This window comes from Streptomyces sp. NPDC058664 (assembly GCF_042716635.1).
Lineage (GTDB): Bacteria > Actinomycetota > Actinomycetes > Streptomycetales > Streptomycetaceae > Streptomyces.
Genome location: NZ_JBHXRW010000033.1, coordinates 70819 through 89780 on the forward strand (window position 1 = coordinate 70819; position 18962 = coordinate 89780).

22 protein-coding genes are annotated in these 18962 nt (G+C 71.6%); 12 read left to right on the forward strand and 10 right to left on the reverse strand.

Features of this window, described 5'->3' with window-relative positions; genetic code table 11:
* Positions 1-56: 56 nt before the first annotated feature.
* Positions 57-1157: a citrate synthase 2 gene (locus ACFWUY_RS25460; protein ID WP_384113532.1), complete on the reverse strand. Its 1101-nt coding sequence runs from the start codon at positions 1155-1157 to the stop codon at positions 57-59.
* A gap of 268 nt (positions 1158-1425) precedes the next feature.
* Here ACFWUY_RS25460 and pdxH point away from each other — a divergent pair, with 268 nt between their 5' ends.
* Positions 1426-2073 carry a pyridoxamine 5'-phosphate oxidase gene (gene pdxH / locus ACFWUY_RS25465; protein ID WP_384113600.1) on the forward strand — a complete coding sequence of 216 codons (648 nt, stop codon included), beginning with the start codon at positions 1426-1428 and terminating at the stop codon, positions 2071-2073.
* 100 nt (positions 2074-2173) lie between these two features.
* Positions 2174-3511 carry a PAS domain-containing protein gene (locus ACFWUY_RS25470; protein ID WP_384113534.1) on the forward strand — a complete coding sequence of 446 codons (1338 nt, stop codon included), beginning with the start codon at positions 2174-2176 and terminating at the stop codon, positions 3509-3511.
* Positions 3512-3518: 7 nt separating this feature from the next.
* On the opposite strand, the gene ACFWUY_RS25475 is transcribed toward ACFWUY_RS25470, so the two are convergent.
* Positions 3519-4286 carry an SIS domain-containing protein gene (locus ACFWUY_RS25475; RefSeq protein WP_384113537.1) on the reverse strand — a complete coding sequence of 256 codons (768 nt, stop codon included), beginning with the start codon at positions 4284-4286 and terminating at the stop codon, positions 3519-3521.
* A gap of 185 nt (positions 4287-4471) precedes the next feature.
* Between ACFWUY_RS25475 and ACFWUY_RS25480 the strand changes: the two genes are divergently transcribed.
* Entirely contained in the window at positions 4472-5161 is a 690-nt protein-coding gene (locus ACFWUY_RS25480; RefSeq protein ID WP_384113540.1) for a metal-dependent transcriptional regulator, read from the forward strand.
* A 33-nt stretch (positions 5162-5194) separates the two neighbouring features.
* Here the strand turns inward: ACFWUY_RS25480 and ACFWUY_RS25485 are convergent, their stop codons facing one another.
* Positions 5195-5962: a hypothetical protein gene (locus tag ACFWUY_RS25485; protein ID WP_384113543.1), complete on the reverse strand. Its 768-nt coding sequence runs from the start codon at positions 5960-5962 to the stop codon at positions 5195-5197.
* A 501-nt stretch (positions 5963-6463) separates the two neighbouring features.
* On the opposite strand from ACFWUY_RS25485, the gene ACFWUY_RS25490 reads away from it, so the two are divergent.
* Together ACFWUY_RS25490 and ACFWUY_RS25495 are read left to right on the forward strand one after the other, a co-directional pair.
* Positions 6464-7504 (forward strand): alpha/beta fold hydrolase, encoded by a 1041-nt coding sequence (locus ACFWUY_RS25490; RefSeq protein ID WP_384113546.1) that lies wholly within the window; start codon positions 6464-6466, stop codon positions 7502-7504.
* A gap of 144 nt (positions 7505-7648) precedes the next feature.
* A complete protein-coding gene (locus tag ACFWUY_RS25495) occupies positions 7649-8866 on the forward strand; it encodes an FG-GAP-like repeat-containing protein (RefSeq protein WP_384113548.1) in 1218 nt (405 codons plus the stop codon).
* Between the two features lie 101 nt (positions 8867-8967).
* On the opposite strand, the gene ACFWUY_RS25500 is transcribed toward ACFWUY_RS25495, so the two are convergent.
* On the reverse strand, positions 8968-9510 hold the full coding sequence (locus tag ACFWUY_RS25500) for an ArsR/SmtB family transcription factor (RefSeq protein ID WP_384113551.1): 543 nt from the start codon (positions 9508-9510) through the stop codon (positions 8968-8970).
* Positions 9511-9567: 57 nt separating this feature from the next.
* On the opposite strand from ACFWUY_RS25500, the gene ACFWUY_RS25505 reads away from it, so the two are divergent.
* On the forward strand, positions 9568-10473 hold the full coding sequence (locus ACFWUY_RS25505; RefSeq protein WP_384113554.1) for a S41 family peptidase: 906 nt from the start codon (positions 9568-9570) through the stop codon (positions 10471-10473).
* Positions 10474-10637: 164 nt separating this feature from the next.
* The gene (locus tag ACFWUY_RS25510; RefSeq protein WP_384113557.1) at positions 10638-11054 is read left to right on the forward strand and encodes a four-helix bundle copper-binding protein; all 417 of its coding nucleotides are present in this window, start codon (positions 10638-10640) and stop codon (positions 11052-11054) included.
* Between the two features lie 20 nt (positions 11055-11074).
* Here ACFWUY_RS25510 and ACFWUY_RS25515 read toward each other — a convergent pair whose 3' ends face one another.
* Positions 11075-11314, reverse strand: coding sequence for a DUF397 domain-containing protein (locus ACFWUY_RS25515; RefSeq protein WP_384113560.1), 240 nt, complete (start codon positions 11312-11314; stop codon positions 11075-11077).
* Entirely contained in the window at positions 11311-12129 is an 819-nt protein-coding gene (locus ACFWUY_RS25520) for a helix-turn-helix domain-containing protein (RefSeq protein WP_384113563.1), read from the reverse strand. The genes ACFWUY_RS25515 and ACFWUY_RS25520 overlap by 4 nt, the downstream gene beginning before the upstream one ends.
* Positions 12130-12210: 81 nt before the next feature.
* On the opposite strand from ACFWUY_RS25520, the gene ACFWUY_RS25525 reads away from it, so the two are divergent.
* From ACFWUY_RS25525 to ACFWUY_RS25535, 3 genes are all read left to right on the forward strand, one after another.
* On the forward strand, positions 12211-12621 hold the full coding sequence (locus ACFWUY_RS25525) for a hypothetical protein (protein ID WP_384113566.1): 411 nt from the start codon (positions 12211-12213) through the stop codon (positions 12619-12621).
* Positions 12622-12775: 154 nt separating this feature from the next.
* Positions 12776-13756 carry a hypothetical protein gene (locus tag ACFWUY_RS25530; RefSeq protein ID WP_384113569.1) on the forward strand — a complete coding sequence of 327 codons (981 nt, stop codon included), beginning with the start codon at positions 12776-12778 and terminating at the stop codon, positions 13754-13756.
* A gap of 151 nt (positions 13757-13907) precedes the next feature.
* On the forward strand, positions 13908-14489 hold the full coding sequence (locus tag ACFWUY_RS25535; protein WP_384113572.1) for a dihydrofolate reductase family protein: 582 nt from the start codon (positions 13908-13910) through the stop codon (positions 14487-14489).
* A 429-nt stretch (positions 14490-14918) separates the two neighbouring features.
* On the opposite strand, the gene ACFWUY_RS25540 is transcribed toward ACFWUY_RS25535, so the two are convergent.
* Together ACFWUY_RS25540 and ACFWUY_RS25545 are read right to left on the reverse strand one after the other, a co-directional pair.
* On the reverse strand, positions 14919-15296 hold the full coding sequence (locus ACFWUY_RS25540; protein WP_053663874.1) for a nuclear transport factor 2 family protein: 378 nt from the start codon (positions 15294-15296) through the stop codon (positions 14919-14921).
* A gap of 81 nt (positions 15297-15377) precedes the next feature.
* Entirely contained in the window at positions 15378-15923 is a 546-nt protein-coding gene (locus ACFWUY_RS25545) for an MOSC domain-containing protein (RefSeq protein ID WP_384113576.1), read from the reverse strand.
* 108 nt (positions 15924-16031) lie between these two features.
* On the opposite strand from ACFWUY_RS25545, the gene ACFWUY_RS25550 reads away from it, so the two are divergent.
* On the forward strand, positions 16032-16247 hold the full coding sequence (locus ACFWUY_RS25550) for a hypothetical protein (RefSeq protein WP_384113579.1): 216 nt from the start codon (positions 16032-16034) through the stop codon (positions 16245-16247).
* Positions 16248-16292: 45 nt separating this feature from the next.
* Here the strand turns inward: ACFWUY_RS25550 and ACFWUY_RS25555 are convergent, their stop codons facing one another.
* Complete coding sequence (locus ACFWUY_RS25555) at positions 16293-17435, reverse strand: hypothetical protein (protein ID WP_384113582.1); 1143 nt, start codon at positions 17433-17435, stop codon at positions 16293-16295.
* Positions 17436-17620: 185 nt separating this feature from the next.
* Positions 17621-18211: a GNAT family N-acetyltransferase gene (locus ACFWUY_RS25560; protein WP_384113585.1), complete on the reverse strand. Its 591-nt coding sequence runs from the start codon at positions 18209-18211 to the stop codon at positions 17621-17623.
* Positions 18212-18428: 217 nt separating this feature from the next.
* Between ACFWUY_RS25560 and ACFWUY_RS25565 the strand changes: the two genes are divergently transcribed.
* Positions 18429-18899, forward strand: coding sequence for a carboxymuconolactone decarboxylase family protein (locus ACFWUY_RS25565; protein ID WP_384113588.1), 471 nt, complete (start codon positions 18429-18431; stop codon positions 18897-18899).
* Positions 18900-18962: the final 63 nt, after the last annotated feature.

Below are 18962 nucleotides of genomic sequence, written 5' to 3' on the forward strand. Positions count from 1 at the left end.
CGACCGGCGGGCTCAGCCGGCCCGGCCGACAGGCCGTCCCAGCAGGCCCAGCCGGTCTAGCCGGCGATGTCGGCGTAGCCCTCGATGTCGCGCGGGTCCCGCTTGCCGGGGCCCGTGTAGCGGGCGGACGGGCGGACCAGGCGCCCGGTGCGCTTCTGCTCCAGGATGTGCGCCGACCAGCCGGCCGTACGGGCGCAGCTGAACATCGAGGTGAACATGTGTGCCGGGACCTCGGCGAAGTCGAGGACGATGGCCGCCCAGAACTCGACGTTCGTCGCCAGGATCCGGTCGGGCCTGCGGTTGTGCAGCTCCTCCAGGGCGGCCTTCTCGAGCGCGGCGGCCACCTCGTAGCGCGGGGCGTCGAGCTCCTTGGCGGTGCGGCGCAGCACGCGCGCGCGGGGGTCCTCGGCGCGGTAGACGCGGTGGCCGAAGCCCATCAGGCGCTCGCCCTTGTCGAGGGCCTGCTTGACGTACGCGGTGGCGTCGCCGGTGCGCTCGATCTCCTCGATCATGCCGAGGACGCGGGAGGGCGCGCCGCCGTGCAGCGGGCCGGACATGGCGCCGACGGCGCCGGAGAGGGAGGCGGCCACGTCGGCACCGGTGGAGGCGATCACGCGCGCGGTGAACGTGGACGCGTTCATGCCGTGCTCGGCGGCGGACGTCCAGTAGGCGTCGACGGCCTTGACGTGCTTCGGGTCGGGCTCGCCGCGCCAGCGGATCATGAAGCGCTCGACGACCGACTCGGCCTTGTCGATCTCGCTCTGCGGGACCATGGGCTGGCCCTGGCCGCGGGCGGACTGGGCGACGTACGAGAGGGCCATCACGGCCGCGCGCGCGAGGTCGTCGCGGGCCTGCTCGACGGAGATGTCGAGGAGCGGTTTGAGGCCCCACACGGGCGCGAGCATGGCGAGCGCGGACTGCACGTCGACGCGGATGTCGCCGGAGTGCACCGGGATGGGGAACGGCTCGGCGGCGGGCAGGCCGGGGTTGAAGGCACCGTCGACGAGCAGGCCCCAGACGTTGCCGAACGAGACCTGGCCGACGAGGTCCTCGATGTCGACGCCGCGGTAGCGGAGGGCGCCGCCCTCCTTGTCGGGTTCGGCGATCTCCGTCTCGAACGCGACGACTCCCTCGAGCCCGGGTACGAAGTCGGACATCAGGCGGCTCCTCTATCGATGATCGATCAACCGGATGCTGGTCGATGGATGGATTCACTGGTCGATGGTGGGGATTCAACAGTCGTCCAGCCCAAGAGTCTGTACGGTTCCGATGATGCGGGGAAGCGTGACGTCCGGCACACTGCGCCGATCCGGCGAGTAAGGATTGGCGGCACGCGGTGCCGGGCAAACTGAGGCGCTGCGGCAGGATGGCCCCGTGACCGATCCCGTGACCGCTTCCGCGAACGCCGCCCTGGATCCCGCCGACATGCGCGAGCAGTACCGCACCACGGAGCTCTCCGCCGCCGACCTCGCGCCCGAGCCGATCGCGCAGTTCACCCGCTGGTTCAAGGAGACCGCCGAGAACCCGGCGATCCACGAGCCGAACGCGATGATCGTCTCCACGGCCACCCCCGAAGGACGGCCGTCCTCCCGCACGGTCCTCCTGAAGCACTACGACCGCGCCGGCTTCGTCTTCTTCACCAACTACGAATCCCGCAAGGGCAGGGAGCTCACGGCCAACCCGTACGCCTCCCTGCTCTTCCCCTGGCACCCGCTGGCCCGCCAGGTCATCGTCACGGGCCGCGCCGAGCGCGTCGGCCGCGACGAGACGGTCGCCTACTTCCGCACCCGCCCGCACGGCTCGCAGCTCGGCGCCTGGGCCAGCCGCCAGTCCTCGGTGATCGCCTCCCGCGCCGAGCTCCTCGCCCGCTACGAGGAACTGGCCGCCCGCTACCCCGGGGACGCCCAGGTCCCCGTGCCGCCGGAATGGGGCGGCGTCCGGGTCGTCCCGGACGCGGTCGAGTTCTGGCAGGGCCACGAGAACCGCCTCCACGACCGCCTGCGCTACGTCCGCGAGGACGGCCCGGACGGCCGGGGGGACGTGACCTGGCGGGTGGAGCGCCTCGCGCCCTGATCGCCGCTCGGGCGCGTTTCCGCCATGCAACGATTTCGGTGAAGGTGATGTGCTCTGCGTCACGTTCCAGTTGAATGGCGGCAGCATGGGGGGTGCCGGGATGAGTGCTTTCACGGGGTCCGCGAGCGAGACCGCTTCCGTTCCCGGGGCGGGGGCCGATCTGCTGGCCGCGCTGCTCGACGGGATGGACGCGGCGCTCTGCGCCTTCGACGCCGACGGGACGATCACGCACTGGAACCGCGAGGCCGAGCGGATCCTCGGCTGGTCCGCGGACGAGGCCGTCGGCCGGCGCGGTTTCGAGGGGTGGGCCGCGCGCAACGCGGACGCCGAGGAGATCCTGCGCCGGGTGATGGGCGCCATGAAGGGCGGCCGGCAGGTCCACGAGCTCGCGCTGCTCCGCAAGGACGGCGGCCGGGTGCTCGTACGGAGCCAGGCCGCCGGTGTGCGCGGCGCGGACGGCGGTCCGGCGGGGGTGTACTGCGCGTTCAGCGAGGTCCACGTCCAGCTCGACCTGGAACGTTCGGTGGCCCTCAGCGAGGCCCTCTTCGAGGACGCCTCCTGGGGGGTCGTCCTCGTCGACGCCGATCTGCGCCCCGCCATGGTCAACGGCCACGCGGCCCGTGCCTTCGGTACGGGACGCACGTCCCTGCTCGGACGCCCCCTCGGTGACGTCGTCGTCCAGGGCGCGGAGGAACTGGAGGCCGCGCTCCAGCACGTCCTGGCGGAGGGCAGTCCGCCCGCGCCGGTGGAGGTGTGGGTGACGCTCAGGACGGCCACGGGGGAGCGGCGCCGGTGCTGGCGCAGCGGTTTCGTGCGGCTCTCGTCGCCGATGGCGGAGGAGCCGGTGCCGCTGGGGGTGGCCTGGCTGTTCCAGGACGTGACGGAGGAGCGCCTCGCGGCGCGGGAGGCGGACCGGCTGCGGTTCCGCTGGAGCCAGCTGCACCGCGCGGGCGCGGCGGCCGCGGAGTGCGAGGACCCGGCGGAGGCGGCGACCGTGCTGCTCGACTTCGCCCTCGCCGGATTCGCCGACCACGCCGTGGTCGACCGGGTCGCGGGCGAGCGGCGCCTGACCCGGGCCCTGGCCACCCCGGCGGGCGCCCCGGGCCCCGCGTCGCCGGTCGTGGGCGGCGGCATCCCGCTGCGCTACGGTCCGCGGCATCCGGCGCTCCAGGCCTGGGACCGGGTGGGCACGGTCAGGGCGAGCGCGGGCCGGACGGCCGAGGTGTGGGCGGAGGCCCACCAGTGGCCGGGGGACGCGGCGCACGCGGTGTGCGTGGTGCTGCGCTCCCGCGGCCGGACCCTGGGCGTCCTGACCTTCCTGCGGGCCGCGTGCCGCTCGCCCTTCGAGCGGGAGGACGTGGTCTTCGCGGAGTCGGTGGCGTCGAAGGTGGCGGCGACGCTGGACCTGGGGGACCGCCCGGAGGCCCCGGCTCCGTGAAGGTCGCTCAGTGCCGGTAGAAGATCCGGTCGCCGTACTCCGTCATGACCCGGCCGTTCCACTCGTGCCCGCCGTCGACGTTCCCGGAGCGCAGCAGCGGCGGCTCGATGCCGCGCCGGACGAGGTCCTCGGCGGCGGCGGCCATCGTGGCCTGCATGAGGGCGCTGGTGACGACGGTGGAGGCGGGGGCGAAGGGGGCCTCGATGCCCTCGTGGGTGAGTTCGGCGTCCCCGACGGCGATACGGGAGTCGAGGACGATGTCGCAGTGGTCCTTGAGGTACGTCCCCGAGACGTGCCGCGACCTGGTCTCCGTCGCGTACGCCACCGAGGTGACGCCGATGACGGTGAGGCCGAGGGCGCGGGCGTTCATCGCCATCTCCACGGGCAGGGCGTTGCGTCCGGAGAGGGAGATGATGATCAGGACGTCCCCGGCCTTGGCGGGGGAGGAGTCCAGGACGGCTCCGGCGAGTCCGTCGACCCGTTCGAGGGCGGAGCCGAGCGTCGCCGGCATGACGTCGACCCCGACGACGCCGGGCACGACCAGCAGGTTCATCAGGGCGAGGCCACCGGCCCGGTAGACGACGTCCTGGGCGGCGAGCGAGGAGTGGCCCGCACCGAAGGCGAAGAGCCGGTTGCCGTTCGCGACGGCCTCGGCGATGGCGGCGCCCGCCTCGGCGATCTCGGCGGAGTCCCCGTCACGGACCTCCTTGAGCAGACCGATCGCGGCGTCGAAGAACTGTCCGGCCAGCTTGCTCTCGCCCGCGCTGTCGCCCATTCCGGAAGCTCCTTCTCGTCGCCGTCGTGTCATGGTCGTGCACCGGGGCGCACCCCGGTCGCCGATCACGGTGCGGTCTGGACCATTGCTCTGTCAATACCACCCTTCGGTCGGTGCGGCCCGGTTGTCCGTCCGATGCGTCAGAATTGGCGGAGGGCCAGCGCACGACTCATCGAGGGGCACGTATGTCCGGACTGATCGACACAACGGAGATGTATCTCCGCACCATCCTCGAGCTTGAGGAGGAAGGTGTGGTCCCCATGCGCGCCCGGATCGCCGAGCGGCTCGACCAGAGCGGTCCGACCGTGAGCCAGACGGTGGCCCGGATGGAGCGCGACGGCCTGGTGGCCGTCGCCAGCGACCGGCACCTGGAGCTCACCGACGAGGGCCGCCGCCTCGCCACCCGCGTCATGCGCAAGCACCGCCTCGCGGAGTGCCTGCTCGTCGACGTGATCGGCCTGGAGTGGGAGCAGGTGCACGCCGAGGCCTGCCGCTGGGAGCACGTGATGAGCGAGGCCGTGGAGCGGCGGGTCCTGGAGCTGCTGCGTCACCCGACGGAGTCGCCGTACGGGAACCCGATCCCGGGCCTCGAGGAGCTCGGCGAGAAGGCGGAGGCGGAGGCCTTCCTCGACGACTCGATGGTGTCCCTCGCGGAGCTGGACGCGTCCGGCGGCAAGACGGTGGTCGTGCGCCGGATCGGCGAGCCGATCCAGACGGACGCCCAGCTGATGTACACGCTGCGGCGCGCGGGCGTGCAGCCCGGTTCCGTGGTGTCGGTGACGGAGTCCCCGGGCGGTGTCCTGGTGGGCAGCAGCGGCGAGGCGGCGGAGCTGGACGCGGAGACCGCGGCGCACGTGTTCGTCGCGAAGCGCTGACCGGCCGTGCCGGGGCCGGCCGTCCCCTTTCCGTCAGCGGAAGGGGGCGGCGACCCCCAGCGCGCCGAGCCAGAGGAGTCCGAGGGCGGTTCCCAGGCCGAGGACGTGCTTGACCGTCATCCAGGCGAACGTCTGCCGGACCCGGCTGCTGCCCGGGCTCTCGGGGTCGTAGACGAGGTGGACGGTCTCCGAGGACCGCGAGCTGTGGTTGGTGTACTCGTTGCCGCTGGGGTCGGTGTACGTGAAGTAGCCGTGCCGCTTCCCGTTCGGGTAGCGGCCCCGGGTGGCGACGACGGTGATGCCGCGCCGGGCGAGGGTCCTCCCGTCGAGGAAGCTGCTCACGGCGCCGACGGCTCCGAGCAGGCCGAGGACCGCGCCGAACAGCGACACCGAGGTGAGGACGGCGTGGCCGATGCCGTGGGTGCCACCGACCCACGTGACGTAACCGACGTAGGCGAGCAGGACGGTGATGCCTCCCGTCCACCACACCCACGCCCTGAAGGGCTCCTTCTCCTCGACGGTGACGAGCGCGCTGCCGGCCGGGTCCCGCTCCTCGGGCAGGGCGGCGGAGAGGGCGTCGAGGAAGGCCTCGGTGGCGGTCGCGTTGCCACCCGGGATCCAGTGGACCTCTCCGTCGGTCAGGTGGACCCTGATGCCGGTCTCGCCGTCCCGGCCCGCCCTGTGGACGGCGACGAGCGGAATCTCCTTGCGCACCCGCCCGCCCTCCTGACTGATGATCAGACGGTCGGGGTGGAGGGTGGCGGAGTCGTTGCCCTTGGCGAGCACTTGGGATGAGATCACGTCCGGTTGACCGGTGAGGGCCGGATCCGGTTGTACGGAACGGGGTCACGAACCCGTATCGCTGCCGCCCGGGGCGGCCAACTTCCCGCCGTGCGCCCCGTTTACGCCGGAATGGCCACGCGCACGCCCTCGCCGTGCCACGCTGGGAAGAGCGGTGCGATGCCGGGGAGGGGTGGGGCCATGCGACGGACGGATTCCGTACGCCGGATGCCGCTCGCCCGGGCGGGTGGAGGGGTCCGGACGGCAGAGGGCCCCGGCGCCCTGGGGCGCCGGGGCCTGTCCTCCCCTGTTCCGACCTGGAGCCCCGAGCTCTCAAGGTCGTTCCCTTCGGACCGGTTTCCCCGAGCGGTCCGCCTCCCGTTGAAGATCTCCCCTCGGCGGCGGGCGTCAATCCTGGAGTCCTGTCACTCGAACGAGGGGTGTTGGGTGGCAGGAGCGCATTTTCGAATGCGAGTTCGATAGTCTGGCGGGGTTAGACGGGAAGCAGAGGGGGTGCCAGGGATGGCGCGACGACTCGACGTCACCGGGGCCGACGGGGTACGCCTGGCGGCCTGGGACTTCACGCCCGGGCCCGGGACGACCACCGCCCCACGGATCGCCCGCCAGGCGGCCCCGGGCACGGGCCCCGGCCCCGTACCGCAGCCGGCCAGGCAGACCACCGACCACACCGCCGTACCGCAGCCGGCCCGGCACGCGACCGCCCCCACCGTCGCACCGCACGCCGCCCCACAGGCCCACGGCCCCGTCACCGGAACCACCGCCGGACCGGCCACCGGCCCCGGCGTCTTACTCCTCCACGGCCTGATGGGTCATGCCGGGCACTGGGCCCCCGGCGTCCGCCGCCTCACCGGCGGCCACCGTGTCATCGCCCTCGACCAGCGCGGCCACGGCGCGAGCGAGAAGCCCCCCACCGGCCCCTTCACCCGCGAGGCGTACGTGGCGGACGCCGCCGCCGCCGTCGAGCAGCTCGACCTGGGCCCGGTCACCCTCGTCGGCCACTCCATGGGCGCCCTCACCGCCTGGCAGCTGGCCGCCGAGCGCCCCGACCTCGTCCGCGCCCTCGTCATCTGCGACATGCGGGCCTCGGCCCTCGGGGCCGCCTCGCAGCGCGCCTGGCAGGACTGGTTCCGCAGCTGGCCCGCCCCCTTCCCGTCCCTCGACGCCGTCCGCCGCTGGTTCGGCGAGGACGACGCCTGGGTCGAGCGCCCCAACCCGGCCAGGGGCGCCTTCTTCGCCGAGGTGATGGCCGTGCACCCCGACGGCTGGCGTCCGGTCTTCGACCCGGCGCAGATGCTGTCCTCCCGCGCGACCTGGGTGCACGACGCCCACTGGGACTCCCTCGCCCAGGTCCGCTGCCCGACCCTCGTCGTCCGGGGCCTGGACGGCGAGCTGGGTCGCGCCGAGGCGCAGGAGATGGTCCGCGTCCTGCCCCACGGGGAGTACGCGGAGATCCCCGACGCCGGCCACCTCCTCCACTACGAGCGCCCGGAGGCCTGGGCGGAGGCCGTCGAACCCTTCCTGAACGGCGTCCTCACGCCGTAGCCCAGGCGTCACGTCCGCACGCCGTGGACCAGGCACTACGGGCACGGGGGACCCCTCGTGCCCACACGGCCCACCCGACCGGATACCGTCTTCCTCTCGCGGCGCGTCCGAGGTCCTCTCCGCGCCGCCTCAGGAAGGACATGCATGCGCACATCCATGCTGCGGCGCCTGGCCACGGTGGCCACGGCGCTGGGGCTCACGTCGGCCGGCTTTCTCGGTACGGGCGCACCCGCCCAGGCCGCGGTCAGCGACTGCCCGTCGGGCTACTTCTGCGCCTGGAAGACCGACAACGGCACCGGCACGATGTACAAGACCAACGTGAACACGGCGACGCTCGGGACGTGGGACAACACGTTCCGCTCGGTCGTCAACCGCACCAGCAAGGTCGCCTGCCTCTACGACGACCCGAACTACGGCGACGACGCGGGCGCCAGTGTGATTCCCTCCAGCCCGTCGGGCACCGAGTGGGGTGGCCCCGGCAGCGACTCGATCAGCTCGCTGAAGTTCGTCCCCACCGAGCGCGAGTGCGTCCTGCCCGCGTACCCCGAGTGGCACGCGGCGACCGGCACCAAGGCGGCGGGCTTCGGCGACCTCAACGCCGACAAGAAGTCGGACGTCCTCGCCCGCGACAAGGCCGGCCGCCTGTGGTTCCTGCCCGGCGACGGCACCGGCAAGCTGCTCGGCAGCGGCTGGAACGCCATGAACACCCTCACCCGCCACGGCGACTTCACCGGCGACGCCCGCGAGGACGTCATCGCCCGCGAGACCGCCACCGGCAAGCTGTGGCTGTACCCGGGCACGGGTACGGGCGCGCTGGGCGCCCGCAAGCTCATCGGCTCGGGCGGCTGGAACGCCATGGACAAGCTCACCGCCTTCGGTGACCTGACCGTCGACGGCCGCTCGGACCTCCTCACCATCGAGAAGTCGACGGGCAAGCTGTGGCTCTACCCGGGCACCTCGGCGGGCACCCTCGGCGCGCGCAAGCTCATGGGCTCGGGCGGCTGGAACGCGATGAACACGCTGGTCGCCCCCGGCGACATGAACGGCGACGGCCGGGCCGACCTGATCGCCCGCGAGGGCGCCACGGGCAAGCTCTGGTTCTACCCGGCGACCAGCACCGGCACCTTCGGCGCCCGCGTGCTGATCGGCTCCGGCTGGAACCCCATGGCCGCGTTCCTCGCGGTCGGCGACTTCAACGCCGACGGCCGCAACGACCTGGCGACGGTCAGCGGCAGCAGCTACACCTCCGCCGAGTGCGACGGCGTGGGCTGCCTGGTCCTCTACACCGGCAAGGGCACGGGCACGTTCAACGCGGGTGTCGTGGAGGACGTCAACTGGTGGGGCCTGAACGGCACCTTCTGATCGTTCCGATCCCGTGAAAAGCGGAGGCCTCCACCCCGGGACCCGGGGCGGAGGCCTCCGTCGTACCGGCTGCTGTCTGCTGTCTCGTGAGGCCGGTGCCGCTAGACGGAACCGGTGGTGCCGGTCGGCAGGGCCTGCTGGTAGAGCGCCACCAGCACACCGTGCACGGGCTGGTCCTCCGCGTTCTCCTCGGTTTCGTCGACCAGTCGGGTGAGGGTCTCGCCGAGTTCCCTTGCCTTCGCGGGGCTGAGGCGCAGGTGGCGCAGTGTCAGGTGGGTATCGGCGGGAGAGCGGTCCAGTTCCTGGGCGAACGCGGCGAGCATCGCGGCGGTGCCTTCCGCCCGGGGTTCGGCGACGGTCATCCGGCGGGCCGTGCGCTGGTAGTACTGCTCCGTGCCGCCGCGGACCTGGCGGGTCTCGGCGACATGGACCAGCCCGGCTTCGCGGAGCACCTTGAGGTGGTGGGCCACGTTGCCCTTCTTCGCGTCGAGCTGCGCCGCGAGCCGGCTGACGGTGGCGGGCCGGTGGCCCAGGGCGAAGAGCAACCGCTGACGCAACGGGTGAGCGAGCGCCGCGAACTGCTCGGGCGCACCGATCTCCAGGACGTCCTCGGGAGGCGGCGGCCAGGAAGACTGATCAGGCATACCGAAAGTGTCTAAACTCTTTGACGCTTTCGCAAGGGCGGTGCTCTACTCCCTGCCATGACGACTCCAGCGAAGCTTCTGCCGGCCCCTGTCATCGACGAGACGGCCCGCCTCCTGATCGAGCACTACGTCTTCCCCGAGATAGCCGAACAGCTCGCCGACCTGCTGCGACGACGCCTCACCGAGGGCACCTACGACGTCGACGACGCCGAGGAGCTCGCCCGCCTGGTCACCGCGGACCTGCAGTCCGTCAACGGCGACCGGCACCTGAATCTCAAGCACCACGCCGACCCGGTGCCCCCGAAGCAGGGGGCGGCCACCCTGGACGCGATGCGCCGGGACTTCGACACCTCACTGGGCGGTGCGCCCCGGGTGCAGCTGCTCGACGGAGGGGTCGCCGTGGTGGAGCTGGCCCCGATGCTGTTTCCGCTGGAGTGGGCCGCCGAACCGCTGGGCGCCGCGCTCACCCTGGCCTCCCGCGCCCGGGCGCTGATCGTGGACCTTCGCGCCAACCGGGGCGGCGACCCGGACACGGTCGCCTTCGTCTGCGGCTACCTCCTGGACGAGCGTACCCACCTCAACACCATGTACTGGCGCGACGGCGAGCGCAGAGAGCAGTCCTGGAGCCCGCCGCACGTTCCCGGTGCGCGCTTCGGCGGCAGCAAGCCGTTGTACGTGCTGTCCAGCGACAGCACCTTCTCCGCCGCCGAAGAGCTGGCGTACGACCTCCAGCAGCTCGGCCGCGCCGTGGTCGTCGGCGAGCCCACCCGTGGCGGCGCGCACCCGCGCGAGGGCTGGACCGTACACCCGCACCTGGAAGCCACCGTCCCCGTCGGCCGCGCGATCAACCCCGTCTCCGGCACGAACTGGGAGGGCGCCGGTGTGCGCCCGGACGTGCCCTGCGCTGCCGCCGACGCCCTCGACCACGCGCACGCACTGGCCCTCGCCCGACTGGCGGGCTGACCCGGGCCGGCTCGAAGGAGCCGAAAGGGTCGGGTCGGATCACAAGGGACGTCCGCCCAGGCGTGTCGGCGCCGGAAGGAGTTAGCTGGAGGGACGAGGGCGGGGGCGCGCAGGCGGCCTGTCCGGGGCCCGCCGGCCCCTGCCGGGATCCGGAGGCACCCGCCATGACCAGCACCACCACCGTCAGGGACATGCTCGCCACCTTCCCGGCCGACCTGGGCGACGTGGACCGGGCCAAGCTCACCCGCTGCATCGAGGAGTGCGTCGCCTGTGCCCAGGCGTGTACCGCCTGTGCGGACGCGTGCCTGTCCGAGGGCGCGGTCGGGAACCTGACCAAGTGCATCCGCACCGACATGGACTGCGCCGACATCTGCACCACCACCGCGTCCGTACTCTCCCGCCACACCGGCTACGACGCCGACGTCGCCCGCGCGATGCTCCAGGCGTGCGCCATGGTCTGCAGGACGTGCGCCGAGGAATGCGAGACGCACGCGCAGATGCACGAACACTGCCGCATGTGCGCGGAGGCGTGCCGCTCCTGCGAACAGGCCTGCAACGAAATGCTCGCCGCCCTCGGCTGAGCCGGGGCGGCGGGCCGCCGTCAGACGAGCGAGAGGAACGCGGACCAGGCGTCGGAGGAGACGGAGAGGGAGGGGAGGGAGGTGTCCTTGGAGTCGCGGACGTGAACGGAGTCGGGGGCGGAAACGATGGCGACCTCGACGCAGTCGCCGCCCTGGTCGCCGCTGTAGGAGGACTTGGCCCAGGCGATCGCGACCTCGATGCAGTTGCCGCCCTGGTCGCCGCTGTAGCTGCTCTTGAACCAGTTGAGGTCGGTGCTCATAGCTCTCGTGCCACCTGTTCGATGAGTCGTGCGGAGTCCTCCGGAGTGTGGGCCTGTGCCCGTAGCTCGCTGTAGCGGGCGAAGCAGTCCCCTACGTCCGGCTGTTCGCTGAGAAAGTACCTGCCGCCCTGCCCCTCCACATAGACGAGTTGACTCTTGCGGCCCTCGGTCTCCAGGAGGATGAAGGGCCCGTTGAGACCGGCGTGCGTCCACCGGTCCTCGCGCATCACCTGGATGGTGACGTTACGAAGATCGGCGCGCTCCCGCAGGTGGAGCAGGTTCTTCCGGAGCACGTCCGGACCGCCGATCGGTTTGGTGAGTGCCGTCTTCTCCAGGACGAATGTCACGAGGGCGGTGGGCTTGCGGAAGAACAGCTCCTGGCGCTTGATCCGGGCGGCGACACCGGCCTCTATGTCCTCGTCCTCCAGAGCCGGGACCGCACTGCGGAAGACGGCCTGCGCGTATTCCGGGGTCTGGAGCGGCCCGGGAATCAGGTGGGTCTCGTACATGTGGATGCCCGCCGCCTTGGCCTCCTCTTCTAGGTAGTCCTCGAACCAGGCGGCGATTCCGCTCGCCGTCATCTCCTCCGCGACCTCCAGAAGTGCACCTTGTGCACTCAGGAACTCGTCCGCGATCTCGACGAAGTTTCCCCTCGGCCGCCGCTGCCCCCGCTCGATCATGGCCACCTGGGACTTGGAATATCCGGTCTTTCCGCCCAGCGCCTCCTGCGAGGCCCCCGCCCGTTCCCGGTGGAAGCGCAGGAGCCTTCCGAAGGCTTTGGCGGCCCCCACGCCTCCGTTGTTCTCTTTGTTCACACACGACCTCCCAAGTGCACAGCCCGGCACAAACGCCCTGTGGCGCTGGTCACAGCACAGCACGCCCACCAAGCTGACCGCATGAATCTGCGCAAGTCGCTTGACACCGTGCCCTCTTGGGTGCCCGCCACCGGTCACGCCCTCCGTCACGCGGGCGTGCACTTCGACGCCGTACGCATCGAGGGCTTCCTCGGTGAGGACGTGGCGTACCGGCTGATGGCGTTCACGGACTTCCAGGCGGGCCCGATCGTCCGGGAGGCCACCGGCATGAGGAACCTGTACTTCCTCGTGCCGCCCGGGACCGTCGCCGGTTACGAGTGGCCGGCTCCGACGCGAGCGCTCAGTGGCGGTGGCAGGAGCGAGTCGTACGTGGGGATCCCGGCGCTGCACGGGACGACGTGGCCGCTCGACTGGAGGTCACGGCCGACAATCGAAGATCCGTTCGTGGAGCCGGAGTTGTTGCATCACACGGTGAAGTGTGCGCTACGGTGATCGCATCATCACGCTCCGTAAATGGGGCGGCCCCCGGGGGTGGGCAAACACCATCCGGGGACCTTCATCCCTAGTGGTCTAGTGAGGTCCACCAGAAATGCTTCGCCATGCTATCGACCCCGTTCGGTGTTTCAGCAAGGTCTCGAACAGTGTCGTGCGTCATCCGCGTCTGAACAGCGACGCGAAGCTCCTCCTCATGTACGTCCAGGGTCTCCCCGAGACCGCGAGCGAGAAGCCGCTCGGGGAGCACGCCACCGACCTGGGCATGCGGCCCCGGGCGTACCACCGGGCGAAGGAGTGCCTGACGGAGTGCGGGTACCTCCACGAGTGGAAGTTCCACACGCGGCGCGGGCATTGGAGCACCGAGCAGCTGCTCTCGAACGTCACCCTCACGCGTGAAGAGGCGAACGCGATCCGGGACGGGATTCCGGCCGAGTCTCCGGACGACGCGGGACCGACTGTCGGTTTTCCGAGGCCCCGGCACGCCGGACCTCAACCTCCGGTGGACAAAGACGGAGAGAAGAAGACCTCTCCCCACCCACCCACCAAAGCGCAGGCGCCGGAACCGGAAGCGGCCCCCGAGCCGGACCCCGCCCCGGAAACCGAACCCGCCCCCGGCGATCTCGCTCCCGAAGCCGTCGAGGCCGAGCGCGTCCTGCTCTCGCTCCGGCACCACAACCGGGACCTGCTGCTCGGTGTCCGGGAGGCGCGGGGGCTGGCCGAGGCGGCGGCGGAGTGGCTGCGGCGGGGCGTGTCCGTCGCGGACCTGCGCCATGCGCTGACGGCCCATCTGCCCCGTGACGGCGTCCGTTCGGCGGTGGGGTTCCTCCGGCACCGGCTGACCGAGAAGCTCCCGGCCGAGCCCCTTCCCGCAGCCCCGGCCGCCCCGGCCACGGCGGACGCGTGGAAACCGGTCACGGCCCGGGTCGCCGCGCTTGTGACCTGCGAGGGGCCGGGGAGCACCCACGTCTTCCGGCCCGCTACCGACGAGACGCTCTGCGGCCCCTGCCGCCAGGAGGCAGCCCGACAGGCCCACTTGCACCTCCAGCAGCCCGCCGCCGAGCCCCGGCCGACCTGGCGTGACCTCGTCGCGCGGGTAAGCCAGGAAGGCGGATGTCAGGCCGCGTCGGGCTGATCGGCGGCGACGACGATCCGGGCCGGTCGCAGGCCGAAACAAGTCGGCCGAAAAGAGGCCGCCCCGGATGTCGAGCGGCGTCGGACGGCTCCGACCACAGGGCGAGAGCGGGCCGCAGGGGCGGTGCGCGTCACCGGGAAGGCAGGACCCCATGGGCCGGATCATCCACTTCGTGCACCAGTCCCTCGACGGCTTCATCGCCGGGCCGAAGGGCGAGTTCGACTGGCCGGCCATGGGTCCCGAGCTTTCCGCGCACACCGGGGAACTGATCGAGGGCGACACCGTCTTCCTCTACGGCCGCAAGGTCTGGGACCTGATGTCCGGCTTCTGGCCGAACGCCGAGCGGTACTCGCAGGACCCGCACGACCTGGCCTTCGCGCCGGTGTGGCGGGAGGCCCCGAAGGTCGTGGTCTCCCGGACGCTGGCCGGTCAGGACCTCGGCTGGAACACCACCGTCGTGTCCGAGAACGTCGCCGAGGAGCTGAGGGCCCTCGCGGAGGCCGGGAAGAACCTGGTGCTGTTCGGCGGCGCCGAGCTGGCCGCCCACCTCGGTGCGCACGGTGCCGTCGACGAGTACCAGGTCGTCGTCCACCCGGTGCTCCTCGGCGGCGGCACCCCCGCCTTCCACCCGGCGGAGCGGCGTACGGAGCTGGAGACGGTGGAGACCCGGACCTTCGACGGCCGCTCCGTACTCCTCCGCCACCGGGTCGTACGTGAGGACCGGACGAGTTGATCCGATCGATCCGGATCGGCGTGCGCATGGCCTCCAGGCCGTCGTTGCTCAACGGTGCCGAGCCTTGACACCCTTGCCGGGTCTTGGCGGGGGCACGTGGAGGAGGCAGGCGTGAGCGACCATCCGGGGTACTGGGATCCGCTCCCAGCTGTGCGTACGTCGGCCGGAACGTCATTGCGCTGGAACGGGAGGATCGTCGTCCTTGATCCTGCGGAGACCTACATGAAGGGCCGCTGGGACGAGCGGAACTGGCGCCCGCCACCCCGACGTACTCGCAGCCCAACGCAAGGAACGCGCCCGTATCCGCAGCGAAAAGGGCATCCGCTGGGGCGGACGCCCCTTCAACACCGCAGTCTGACTAACCGCGAACCGCAGCTCCCGAACGCCGAAGGGGCAAGTTCAGGAGAAGGACAGCGACAGAAGGATGACTCAGGAGGCGGACGGCTTGATCTCCCCCGCAAAGACGATGACCTGGTCGATGAGGCTCCGTCGCAGATGGACGACGTCCGTTCCCGCCAGGCGGGGGCCTCCATCCGGCGTGGTGAACACCCACTGGTACCGGGCCCATTCGTCAGGCATGTCCACCGCTGAGCAGCGCACCATCGTGCCGGTCCCCGCCGGGTGGCGCCGGATGTCCAGCACGAACCGCTCGACCGCCGCGATTCCTTCGCTGCGGCCCAACGGTCCCCAGAAGACCACGTCTGAGGTCAGGGCCTGGGAGAGCAGGGCAGTCACATAGCTGTCGTCCGAGGCGTTGAACGCGGAGATGAACGTGTCGATCGCGGAGCGTGCGGTCTCTTCCTGCATGCCCCAGTAATACCAGCCGTTTCGCGTGCGCTCGTCCCACGAGCCGCCTTCCGATCACGGTGAACCATCCCGGTCACAGCACTAGACCCGTTCCAGTGAGCGGTGGGGAAGGGGCGGCGTCTCGACCCGGACGGAGTCGCCGGGGCGGACGATCCCTCCACGGCGCACCACGGCCATGACACCGGACTTGAACGTGAACTCGCCGGACACGGAGTCCATGGCGAAGACCTCGCCGAGCAGCCCCTTGCGGAAGTCGTTGATCTTCGAGCACGGGTTGCGCAGTCCCGTCACCTCGAGCACCGCCTGCTCCCCGAGATGGAGCAGAGCACCGGTGGGCAGGCCCAACAGGTCCACCTCGCGCGTGGTGATGTTCTCGCCGAGCTGCCCCGCGGAGACCTCGAAGCCTTTGAGGGCGAGCTCGTCGAAGAGCTCCTCGTGCATCAGGTGGACCTGGCGCAGGTTGGGCAGGTCCGGCTCGTAGGTCATGCGGAACTGGTGGCGGATCGTCTCACCCGCGTGAACGTCTCCTTCCACTCCGAGCCCCGTGAGCAGCGTGATGGAATCGCGATTGGGCTTGCTGAACGAATACGTCTCGTTACGGCTCACAGCGGCGACCTGACCGGCCATCACGCTCTCCCACCTGTTGTCGTTCTGCGGCCGGTCGATCTTAAGTCGTCGTTTTCTTCGACGGACGGCGTCACCGTGGAGGCCGAACTGGTCGGAAAGAAAGGGCCTTTGTGCTACTTCAACGACGCCGACGGTGTCCTGTGGCAGTACTCCGGCGGATCCGGCGCGTTCACCCTTCCCGTCACCTACGACTCCCGCTGTCCCGGGCGGGCCTCCCACGAGACCCGGCTCGGCAAGGTGATCGGCAGGGCGGCGCCGTACCTGATCAGCGGCGGCCTCCTGCTCTGGCTCGGCGCGTGGCCGGCCTTCGGCCAGTTCTGGTGAGCCGGGTGAGCCGGGTGAGGCAGGGGGCCGGGGCGGCCGCGAGGACTACGGCTGGGTGCGGAAGTCCGTCACCGGGGGGATCTTGTACCGGGACGGGTCCGGGACCTTGTTGTTGCCCCGGAGGGCGGCGAGCGGCGCGTCGATGATCGCGGCCGCGGCGACCAGGCCGAGGAGCGCGCTGACGCCTCCCGACACGGCGTCCAGCAGGACCGGTGTCAGCGCGGCCAGGGCGACGGCGAGGCGGATCAGCATCCGGCCGTGCACGGCCGGGCGGAAGTACGGGCGGGGGCGTACCGGACGGGCCCGTACGCCGGGGGTGGTGGCGCGCAGGTTCGTGGGGTCGGTCAGGTAGCGGTCGGTGTAGTCGAGGGCCGCGTAGCCCCACATCATCTCGCCGTCGTCGGCGATCGCGACCACCGGATAGGCCGGGTGGCCCCGCCGCCTCGCCACCGCGAGGACGGGCTCCCAGCGCTCCGGCCAGTAGATCCAGACGTGACGGCCCTTGGTGCGCGGGCCGAAGAAGGCGAGCTGCTTACGGGCGTGGTCGGGGCCGAAGAGGGTGCTGAGCAGGCCGTGGATGCCGTACCAGTCGCCCTTCGCGTCCCGGACCGTGAGGTGCTGGGCGTGATCGAGGGGCGGATCGATGAGCTTCGTGCTGTCCTCGGGCACGAACCTCTTCCATTCGGCGCCCGCGGACTCGAAGCGGACGGCCACCACGCGGCCCGCCCGGGCGTCCGCGGCGAGGAGCCGCTGCGGCTCGGGGAGCCTGCGGACGAGGAGGTTCTTGACCGTCAGGACGAGGACCACCAGGGACCAGGGGATCAGCGCCAGGGAGACCAGGACGAGGATCGCGAGGTCGACCTCCTGGTGGAAGGCGTAACGGACCACGGCCCAGGGCGCGACGGCGACGAGCGTCATGCCGGCCGTCAGGTACCAGTCGACGGGGTTGCGCGGCAGTACGGACGGCAGGTCCCGCATCGGCTCCGGGGCGGGCTCCGGCGGGCCGAGGGGCGGTTCGTTCCGGGTGAGCAGGGACCACGCGCCGATGCAGGCGGCTCCCGTGAGGAGCGCGGCGAGGACGTCCCAACGGGCCCCGTCGGAGCGGTCGTGGGCGAAGAAGAGGACGACGGCGACGGCGGCGCAGACGAGCGAGGCGGCGCGCAGTGTTTCGGTGACGGTGTGTCTCACGGGGGTCCTGAGGTCGGGCCGGGCAGGGGGAGGACGGGGGGCGGCGATCCGAAGATCGGCTCAACGTACAGAGCTCCGACGGATGTCCGGAAGCCCCGGCGGACGGCCGGAACTCCCGGCGGGTGTCCGGAAATCCCGGCGGGGCTCTCCACCTCCCCGGCCGCTCTCCCGGCCCCCGGCCGCACTCAGGTCCCTTCGGGCACCCCGTGGTCCCGCAGGTACCAGACCTGGACCTCGCCGGTCTCGGCCGGGGCGAGGGCCTCGGCGGGGCGCCGGCCGTCCTCGGTGAAGCCGAGGCGGGCGGGGACGGCGGCGCTGGTGACGTTGGCCGGGTCGTGGACGATCTCGACGCGCTCGACACCGGGCAGCCGGAAGGCCTGCTCGGCCAGCGCGCGGGCGGCCCGGGTGGCGACGCCGCGTCCGGTGGCGGCGGGATGCAGCCAGTAGCCGATCTCGCGGGTGTCGGCGGGGGTGTCCTCGTACCGGGCCAGCCCGCAGGAGCCGACGATGGCGCCGTCGAGGACGATCGCGTAGCTGTACTCGTCCCCGCTCGCCCAGCGTTCCGCGCGGCCGGCCAGGAAGCCCTCGGCGCGGTCCGGGCCGTGCTCGGCGACCCACGGCATCCAGGGGCGCAGGTGGTCGAGCGACTCCTCGATGACCCGGAAGAACTCCGGCAGGTCCGCCTCGGCGTCGTACGCGCGCAGCGTGAGGCCGCCGTCGAGGGTGATCACGGGCTGCGGCTGCGGCTGCGGCGGGGGAGGGGGAGGGAGGCTCATGCGGGGAGGATCGTACGGAGCGCCCGTGCGGGGCAAGGGATTTCGGCGGGCGACGGACGGCGGGCGGCGGGTCCCGGCGCGCGGGCCCGTATTTCGACGACGGCGCCGACCACCCGCCCCAGCCGTGAGACGCGGGTCACATCCGCTCGTGTCACATCCCGGCGTCCCCGTTCCGTCGTGTGGGTGCAGGCAACGACAACCCACGGAGGAACCCGCCATGAGCGCTCGCCTGAACATGTTCGAGAGCCCGATCGCCGGCAAGGTCTGGAAGCACATCATCGCGGCCGGCAAGGCACTTGAGGGCTCGTCGCTGCCCGCCGCGACGCAGGAGCTCGTGAAGATCCGCGCCAGCCAGATCAACGGCTGCGGCTTCTGCCTCGACATGCACACCAAGGACGCCGCCGCCGCAGGCGAGAGCCAGCAGCGCCTCCACATGGTCGCGGCCTGGCGCGAGGCCACGGTCTTCACCGACGCCGAGCGCGCGGCCCTCGAACTGACGGAGCAGGGCACCCGCATCGCCGACGGCGGCCGGGTCACGGACGAGGCGTGGGCGAACGCCACCAAGCACTACGACGACGAGCAGCTCGCCGCCCTGGTCGCCGCGATCGCCCTCATCAACGCCTTCAACCGGGGCAACGTCATGATCCAGATGCCCGGCGGCGACTACCAGCCCGGCCAGTTCGGCTGACGGGCCCGGACGGGGACGTACGGCGGGGGGGGGGGCGGCCCCGCCCGGCGCGGCGCCCGCGGA

Excerpts from the sequence above, each read along its gene's own strand:
- ACFWUY_RS25560 (WP_384113585.1), bottom strand. The coding sequence starts at position 18,211 with ATGAGCCTCCCTCCCCCTCCCCCGCCGCAGCCGCAGCCGCAGCCCGTG.
- ACFWUY_RS25565 (WP_384113588.1), top strand. The coding sequence starts at position 18,429 with ATGAGCGCTCGCCTGAACATGTTCGAGAGCCCGATCGCCGGCAAGGTC.
- ACFWUY_RS25480 (WP_384113540.1), top strand. The coding sequence starts at position 4,472 with ATGTCCGGACTGATCGACACAACGGAGATGTATCTCCGCACCATCCTC.
- ACFWUY_RS25545 (WP_384113576.1), bottom strand. The coding sequence starts at position 15,923 with ATGGCCGGTCAGGTCGCCGCTGTGAGCCGTAACGAGACGTATTCGTTC.
- pdxH (WP_384113600.1), top strand. The coding sequence starts at position 1,426 with ATGCGCGAGCAGTACCGCACCACGGAGCTCTCCGCCGCCGACCTCGCG.
- ACFWUY_RS25540 (WP_053663874.1), bottom strand. The coding sequence starts at position 15,296 with ATGCAGGAAGAGACCGCACGCTCCGCGATCGACACGTTCATCTCCGCG.
- ACFWUY_RS25460 (WP_384113532.1), bottom strand. The coding sequence starts at position 1,157 with ATGTCCGACTTCGTACCCGGGCTCGAGGGAGTCGTCGCGTTCGAGACG.
- ACFWUY_RS25515 (WP_384113560.1), bottom strand. The coding sequence starts at position 11,314 with ATGAGCACCGACCTCAACTGGTTCAAGAGCAGCTACAGCGGCGACCAG.
- ACFWUY_RS25470 (WP_384113534.1), top strand. The coding sequence starts at position 2,174 with ATGAGTGCTTTCACGGGGTCCGCGAGCGAGACCGCTTCCGTTCCCGGG.
- ACFWUY_RS25510 (WP_384113557.1), top strand. The coding sequence starts at position 10,638 with ATGACCAGCACCACCACCGTCAGGGACATGCTCGCCACCTTCCCGGCC.
- ACFWUY_RS25535 (WP_384113572.1), top strand. The coding sequence starts at position 13,908 with ATGGGCCGGATCATCCACTTCGTGCACCAGTCCCTCGACGGCTTCATC.
- ACFWUY_RS25495 (WP_384113548.1), top strand. The coding sequence starts at position 7,649 with ATGCGCACATCCATGCTGCGGCGCCTGGCCACGGTGGCCACGGCGCTG.
- ACFWUY_RS25500 (WP_384113551.1), bottom strand. The coding sequence starts at position 9,510 with ATGCCTGATCAGTCTTCCTGGCCGCCGCCTCCCGAGGACGTCCTGGAG.
- ACFWUY_RS25475 (WP_384113537.1), bottom strand. The coding sequence starts at position 4,286 with ATGGGCGACAGCGCGGGCGAGAGCAAGCTGGCCGGACAGTTCTTCGAC.
- ACFWUY_RS25505 (WP_384113554.1), top strand. The coding sequence starts at position 9,568 with ATGACGACTCCAGCGAAGCTTCTGCCGGCCCCTGTCATCGACGAGACG.
- ACFWUY_RS25490 (WP_384113546.1), top strand. The coding sequence starts at position 6,464 with ATGGCGCGACGACTCGACGTCACCGGGGCCGACGGGGTACGCCTGGCG.
- ACFWUY_RS25525 (WP_384113566.1), top strand. The coding sequence starts at position 12,211 with ATGAATCTGCGCAAGTCGCTTGACACCGTGCCCTCTTGGGTGCCCGCC.